Consider the following 7,012-nt stretch of genomic DNA (forward strand, 5'->3'; position numbering starts at 1 on the left):
TTCCCTACACGACGCTCTTCCGATCTGACACCAAATTCATGCGTTTTTTCACTTCTCCCACGCGTTCCAAACCCATATCGATAAGGCCGGAACTATGGGCAGTCTCCAAATGAGAAAGCCAGTCTTGTAATGTTTTCATTGTATTTATCGCTTCAAAAGGCCGTCTGAAACAGCCGTTTAATCCATATCTGCCGCAAGTTCTGCTTTGTCTTCTTTTTCACGGCACCAGCGCGCCCACACTTTCAGACGGCGGTAGGCATCGCGGTCGGCCATATCGGGCAAGATGCAGTGTTTGACTATTTTCCCGTCAACATTCCATTGCAAAAACAAAGCACAAACCGTCAACATACTGCTGTCTTGCAAAACCGCGCTTCTTCCCTCTTCCTCGTCATTCAAGTAAACCGTCGCACGGTATTGGCGGTCGATGATAATTTTTCTGACCGCATTTTGAGTCTGAAAATTAACGCTGCGCCAAGCATAGGCAAAACTGCCGACCAATGCCGCCAAACCCAGCCACATCATCCAGCCGTAAAACTCGACAAGGCATAAGGCCAACGCCGAAAGGTGTAAGAAAACAATCAGAATTTTCAAAGAACGCGAAGGCTTTAAGGCCGTCTGAAAACTTCTCACGGCTTTACATCATATTGTCGAAAACAGGCGTAATGTTCAATTCCGCCTCTTCCATATCCAAAACCATATCGTGGATTTCGGCATCGAAAAATTCCCAAAAAGCCTTCAAGCTCATATCTTGCGGCCATTTGCTTTTATCGATGTCCCAACCTGCCAATTCGGCTTCAAAAATCTGCTGGTAACGCTCGTCAAAATAGGAAATGACGGATTCGGGTTCGTCAAATTGCGGCACAAGGAATACGGAGCAGTTGGTGCGCAGTTGCTCGACGGTCAGGTCGGGCATATTTTCATCAGCGGATTTTAGCCATTCCAAAAAACGGGCGGTCGGCTTCAGCACAACAGCGGTACGGTCAACAAAATACATTATCTTCAACTTTCAAAATCATTCAAACCGATCATGCCGTCTGAACTTCCAGACGGCCCGAGTTTAATGTGTCATCACCTGTTGCAGGAACTGTTTGGCACGCTCGTGTTTCGGATTGGTAAAAAACTCTTCCGGCGTTTCATCTTCCAAAATCTGGCCTTTATCGACAAAAATCACACGGTCGGCGACTTCGCGCGCAAAACCCATTTCATGGGTCACACACATCATGGTCATGCCACTTTCCGCCAAGTCTTTCATCACTTTCAATACTTCGCCGACCATTTCAGGGTCAAGCGCGGAAGTCGGCTCGTCAAACAACATCACGCGCGGCTCCATCGCCAAACCACGTGCAATCGCCACACGCTGCTGCTGACCGCCGGAAAGCTGACCGGGCAGCGCATCTTTTTTATGCGCCAAGCCGACGCGCTCCAAAAGCTCCATCGCTTTCTTTTCCGCCTCTTCACGGCTTTGGTTTTTCACTTTCATCGGAGAAAGAATAATATTTTCCAAGACGCTCAAATGAGGATACAGATTGAACCCTTGGAACACAAAACCCACTTCTTCACGCACTTTGTTCAAATCGGTTTTCGGATCGGCAACATTGATGCCGTCCACCCAAATCTCGCCGCTTTCAATGCGCTCGAGTTGGTTTACCGTACGAATCAGCGTCGATTTGCCACTGCCTGAAGGACCGCATACAACGACCACCTCGCCTTGTTTGACTTCCAGATTCACGCCGTTGATAACGTGCAAATCTTTAAAATGTTTGTGTACATTTTTGAATTTAATCATTATTTCTTTCCAAACTGCCAAAATTTTCGGGGCTTGAGTTGCGCTTGCCGCTGCCAAAGCAAAGGAATGGCCGTTTCCAGCCAAAAGCGGCAACTGACTATGCCGCCTGAGATTCCGCCTTTATTGTACCGATTGACTTTAAATTGCTCTTCCCTATCGAGACGATGCCCGGTCAATACCCAAACTGCGCCGATAATTGCTGCTTCAAAACGGTGCCGCTCAGGCGGCATATCCTTACTGGAAAAATACTGCGCCAACTCGCGCCACAAATATGAATCACCCCGAAACCCCCATTGAATAGGAGGTTGCTTAAAAATTGCCATCACTGTTTCAGACGGCCTTTTGAACCAGATAATTGCTCAATTCCACATATTTCTCAGCGGCAATGTGTTCTGCCCTGTCCTGCGGATTGATGCCGACTGCCTGCAAATCATCATCGCCGGCAAGTTCCTTCAAATTATTGCGTATGGTTTTACGGCGTTGATGGAAAGCCAGTTTCACCAGTTTGGCAAAATGTTCAAAATCTTCCGCTTTACCGATGCGGTGTTTCACCGGAATCATGCGCACGACGGCCGAATCCACCTTCGGCGCAGGATCAAAGGATTCAGGCGGTACTTCAATCAACATTTCCATATCGAAAAAATATTGCAGCATCACGCCCAGACGGCCATAGTCGTTGGTTTTCGGCTGCGCCACCATGCGTTCGACCACTTCTTTTTGCAGCATAAAGTGCATATCGATCACATCGTCTGCCACTTCGCTCAATCGGAACAAAAGCGGCGTGGAAATATTGTACGGCAGGTTGCCGACAATTTTTTTCTTGCCTTCAATACTGTTGAAATCAAACTGCAATACATCGCCTTCGTGTATCACCAATTTATCTGCGAACGGCAAAGTTTTCAGACGGCGTACGATGTCGCGGTCAATTTCACAAACATGCAGACAGTTGAGTTTTTTCGCCAAAGGCTCGGTAATGGCGGCCAAGCCCGGGCCGATTTCAATCACGATATCATCAGGCTGCGGTCTGACCGCGTTGATAATATCGCTAATAATCCGCGTATCCTGCAAAAAATTCTGCCCGAAGCGTTTCCGGGCCTTATGTTCTTTCATATCTTTCTTCAAGCAAGCTGTTTAAGGCAGTATTGTAACTGAAACAAGCGTTTTTGTCGGCACGCTTTCAGACGGCATTTGCCTAATTTTAAGCAAACGGCGGCGCTTCCAAACCCAAAGATTTCAGTAGTTGCGCGGTCTCATAAACCGGCAAACCCATCACGCCCGTAAAACTACCCTGTAAATGCTCGACAAATACGCCGCCCAAGCCTTGAATCCCATACGCACCGGCTTTATCCATCGGCTCGCCGCTGGCAACATAGGCTGCGACTTCCTCAGCCGTCAACGCTTTAAAGCGCACCTCGCTCGTCTGCACTACATCATGGCACACGCCTTGCCAATAAACACATACAGCCGTCAACACTTGATGCGTCCGTCCGGACAAGCGTTCCAGCATATCGACCGCATCCGCCTCAGATTCCGGTTTACCCAAAATAGCCTCACCATCCGCCACCGTCGTATCCGCCGTCAATACAGCAAACTCAGGCTCTTGATCATGAGCAGCAAACCATTGCGCCACCGCTGCCTGATTTTTCTCGCATGCCATACGGCGCACATACTCTACTGCGGCTTCGCCTTCTTTAGGGGTTTCATCAATATCCGCAGGAAGGCGGCGTACCGTGAAACCCAAATTCTCCAAAATCTCACGACGACGCGGACTGCCCGAAGCAAGATAAATTGCGTTCATTGTATTGGTTTTCCTTATTTTGAAATTTTATGCTGACCGGACAGGCGGACATAATGCGCAGAGGAATACGTCAAAAATTCCTTTTCCTCATCAGTTAGCGGACGCACTTGTTTCACAGGTGAGCCGACGTATAAAAAACCGCTTTCCAAACGTTTGCGCGGCGGCACCAAACTGCCCGCGCCTATCATCACATCATCTTCGACAACCGTATCATCCAAAATAATCGAGCCCATGCCCACCAACACACGATTCCCAATCCGGCAGCCATGCAGCATGACCTTATGTCCAATCGTCACATCATCGCCGATAATCAAAGGCGAACCGTCAGGCTTCGCCGCATTCTTATGCGACACATGCAAAACGCTGCCGTCCTGCACATTGCTGCGCTTGCCGATAGAAATGCTGTTCACATCGCCGCGCAATACGGCATAAGGCCAAACGGATACATCTTCCGCCAGCGACACTTCGCCAATCACTACCGAAGTCTCATCTACAAAACAAGACTCATCAACCGACGGCACATAATCCAAAAACGCACGAATAGGGTTTGCCATTTCCAATAATCCTTTTCTCAAAACCAAAACTGATCAGGCCGTCTGAAAACACGGCGTAAAACGATTTTATACTACAACAATACGAAATCAAGCCAGAAAATCATCAAAAGGCCGTCTGAAACAGTTTTCAGACGGCCTTTCATCATAAACCCTTTATCTTGGCTGACAACTATTTATCATTAACGCCCCAGCTATATTTTATGGAATAATCGTCTTCATTTAATTCTTGGAGAAGCCGATGGATACACGTTCGGGAAATTATGCAGCGCCCCTATTGGTCGTCGGCTGCGTCGTCTTCGGCTTGGGCAGTTTGATTGTCAAATTTGTCGATGTCGGCTCTTACGCTATCGCATTCTGGCGTTTACTGATTGCCGCCCCTATATTCTTCCTACTCGGGCGTTTTTTCAGACAAAAAATGCCCACGAAACGAAAAACAGTTGGCTACGCAATCTTATCCGGCATTTTCCTCGCATTCGACCTCGCCCTTTGGCACGAAAGCATTCACGCCGTAGGCCCCGGCATTTCCACCTTGCTCAACAGCCTGCAGATTTTCTTTTTAGCCGCCATCGGCTTCTTCTTTTATTCGGAACGTCTAAGCGCCCTGCAAATTTTAAGTTTGATATTGGCCACCATAGGCGTAGCCTTGATCGGCAGTCCAGAGTTCGGTCATAACAACAATGCCGCATGGGGATTTGTCAGCGGCGTAGTATCCGGTGCCATGCTGGCCTTGTCTATGGTTTTCGTACGCAAAACCCATGAGCAGGAAAAAGTCGGTTTGTTTCCGCTCATGATGATTTTAAGCTTCGGCGGCGCAATGGCGCTGATTATCCCATCTCTACTATTCGATACCGCCCATCTTTACCCCAAAACTTTAAACGATGTGATTCTAGTCTCCATCTACGGCATCGTCATGCAATGCTTTGCTTGGGCATTGATCGCTTACGCCATCCCGCTTTTATCCTTATCACTGACCGGACTCTTGCTTCTCTCCGAACCAGTCGCCGCCATGTTGATCGATTATTTCTGGCTGGATAAACCGATTAATATTGTCCAATGGAGTGGCGCCACTTTAACTTTATTAGCGATTTATTTAGGTTCGTTAAAAAACAAAAAATAGATACCAAAAAGGCCGTCTGAAAAATTTCAGACGGCCTTTTAATCTGTTTATTGCTTATTTGATACTGGTACCGATACGGCTGAGTTCGCCAAAGTTCATCCAAACAAAGAAGGCTTTGCCGACAATCAGTTTGTCATCAACAAATCCCCAGTAACGGGAATCGGCGCTGTTGTCGCGGTTGTCACCCATCGCGAAATAACGGCCTTCGGGAACTTTACAGATAAAGCCATTGCCGTCTTCTGCGTATTCGCAATTTTCCAAACCGCTTGTTTCAAGCGAGTAATTGCTTTCAGGCATTACTTCGGAAGTATATTTGTTCAATACGGCAATAGATACGGAAGGCTGACCGGCTTCTTTGACCACATCAAAGTTTTTGCCGTTCAAGGCCGTCTGAAAACGCTCAAGCGTATGAATCATAGACGGATCGGTATCATCTGCGTATTGATAATTACCGTTTGGTTTTTCGGAAATAATTTCACCGTTAACAGTCAAAACCTTATCACGGTATTCCACAACGTCGCCCGGAATACCGACGATACGTTTGATGTAATTCATCTCAGGCTGAAGTGGGTAATTGAACACCACGACATCGCCTCGGGCAATGTTGCCGACTGGGATAACGACCTTATTCAAAATCGGCAGGCGGATACCGTAAGAAAATTTGTTCACTAAGATAAAATCGCCTTTGACCAAGCCCGGACGCATGGAACTGGACGGAATTTGGAATGGCTCGGCAATAAAGCTGCGCAATACAAAGATAACCAAAATGATGGGAAAAAAGCCGCCCATGTAGTCGGTAAAATGTGCATTGTCTTCGCCGGTTTCACTTTTTTTCAGACGGCCTTTATGGATTGCCCAAACAATACCGGTGAACACGACAAACACCAGCAATACGGCGGTAAAGCTCATAAATTCGGACAAAATGCCGAATACGCCGACCATGCACAAGAGATAACTCCATTGCAGGCCGGAGCTCCATTCGCCGTTTTCCTGGCGCTCTTTGCTGCTTTTGAAGTTGAGGACCAAGCCGGCCAGCAGCACAACGATTGCACCTAAAGTCAGATTTATACTCATTATTTATCACTCACTTGCAGAATCGCCAAGAATGCGCTTTGCGGGATTTCCACATTACCCACTTGTTTCATGCGGCGCTTACCTGCTTTTTGTTTTTCGAGAAGTTTTTTCTTACGCGTAATATCGCCGCCGTAACATTTAGCCAAAACGTTTTTACGCAGGGCTTTGACGTTCTCACGGGCGATAATCTGACTGCCGATGGCGGCCTGTACGGCAATATCAAACATCTGACGCGGAATCAGTTCGCGCATTTTTGACGCCAGCTCACGGCCGCGGTGAACGGCGCTTTGACGGTGCACAATCAGGCTCAATGCATCGACTTTTTCGCCGTTGACCATAATGTCGAGCTTAATCAAATCAGACGGTTGGAACTCTTTGAAATGGTAGTCCAACGAAGCATAACCACGCGAAGTCGATTTGAGCTTGTCGAAGAAATCCATTACGACTTCGTTCATTGGCAAATCATAAGTCAGCATGACTTGGCGGCCCATGTATTGCATATTGACCTGAACGCCGCGCTTTTGGTTACACAAAGTCATGACGTTGCCGACATATTCCTGAGGTACAAGAATGGTCGCAGTGATAATCGGCTCAAGAATGGTTTCGATGGTACTGATTTCAGGCAGTTTGGACGGGTTTTCAACTTCGATTTTCTCGCCGTTTTTCAACACGACTTCATAAAC

General features: G+C 47.5%; 9 protein-coding genes and 1 pseudogene. 1 reads left to right on the forward strand and 9 read right to left on the reverse strand.

What is annotated here, in order from left to right; all coding sequences use genetic code 11:
• Positions 1 to 177: 177 nt before the first annotated feature.
• From Q1M25_RS06790 to Q1M25_RS06820, 7 genes are all read right to left on the reverse strand, one after another.
• Positions 178 to 630, reverse strand: coding sequence for a protein YgfX (locus Q1M25_RS06790; protein WP_150537908.1), 453 nt, complete (start codon positions 628 to 630; stop codon positions 178 to 180).
• Positions 631 to 634: 4 nt separating this feature from the next.
• On the reverse strand, positions 635 to 994 hold the full coding sequence (locus Q1M25_RS06795) for a hypothetical protein (protein ID WP_150537907.1): 360 nt from the start codon (positions 992 to 994) through the stop codon (positions 635 to 637).
• A 63-nt stretch (positions 995 to 1,057) separates the two neighbouring features.
• The gene (locus Q1M25_RS06800; protein WP_063068808.1) at positions 1,058 to 1,786 is read right to left on the reverse strand and encodes an amino acid ABC transporter ATP-binding protein; all 729 of its coding nucleotides are present in this window, start codon (positions 1,784 to 1,786) and stop codon (positions 1,058 to 1,060) included.
• Positions 1,786 to 2,109 carry a hypothetical protein gene (locus tag Q1M25_RS06805; RefSeq protein WP_150537906.1) on the reverse strand — a complete coding sequence of 108 codons (324 nt, stop codon included), beginning with the start codon at positions 2,107 to 2,109 and terminating at the stop codon, positions 1,786 to 1,788. The genes Q1M25_RS06800 and Q1M25_RS06805 overlap by 1 nt, the downstream gene beginning before the upstream one ends.
• 7 nt (positions 2,110 to 2,116) lie before the next feature.
• Positions 2,117 to 2,896 carry a 16S rRNA (adenine(1518)-N(6)/adenine(1519)-N(6))-dimethyltransferase RsmA gene (gene rsmA, locus Q1M25_RS06810; RefSeq protein WP_300483234.1) on the reverse strand — a complete coding sequence of 260 codons (780 nt, stop codon included), beginning with the start codon at positions 2,894 to 2,896 and terminating at the stop codon, positions 2,117 to 2,119.
• Positions 2,897 to 2,984: 88 nt separating this feature from the next.
• Complete coding sequence (locus Q1M25_RS06815; RefSeq protein WP_300483236.1) at positions 2,985 to 3,584, reverse strand: Maf family protein; 600 nt, start codon at positions 3,582 to 3,584, stop codon at positions 2,985 to 2,987.
• A 14-nt stretch (positions 3,585 to 3,598) separates the two neighbouring features.
• The gene (locus Q1M25_RS06820; protein WP_070625440.1) at positions 3,599 to 4,138 is read right to left on the reverse strand and encodes a gamma carbonic anhydrase family protein; all 540 of its coding nucleotides are present in this window, start codon (positions 4,136 to 4,138) and stop codon (positions 3,599 to 3,601) included.
• 238 nt (positions 4,139 to 4,376) lie between these two features.
• On the opposite strand from Q1M25_RS06820, the gene Q1M25_RS06825 reads away from it, so the two are divergent.
• Complete coding sequence (locus Q1M25_RS06825) at positions 4,377 to 5,255, forward strand: DMT family transporter (protein ID WP_300483239.1); 879 nt, start codon at positions 4,377 to 4,379, stop codon at positions 5,253 to 5,255.
• Positions 5,256 to 5,309: 54 nt separating this feature from the next.
• On the opposite strand, the gene lepB is transcribed toward Q1M25_RS06825, so the two are convergent.
• On the reverse strand, positions 5,310 to 6,329 hold the full coding sequence (gene lepB, locus Q1M25_RS06830; RefSeq protein WP_300483241.1) for a signal peptidase I: 1,020 nt from the start codon (positions 6,327 to 6,329) through the stop codon (positions 5,310 to 5,312).
• Positions 6,329 to 7,012, reverse strand: a pseudogene (locus tag Q1M25_RS06835) (elongation factor 4); the annotation flags it as partial. The pseudogene Q1M25_RS06835 and the gene lepB, both read right to left, overlap by 1 nt.

It is taken from the genome of uncultured Neisseria sp., assembly GCF_951230505.1.
GTDB lineage: Bacteria > Pseudomonadota > Gammaproteobacteria > Burkholderiales > Neisseriaceae > Neisseria.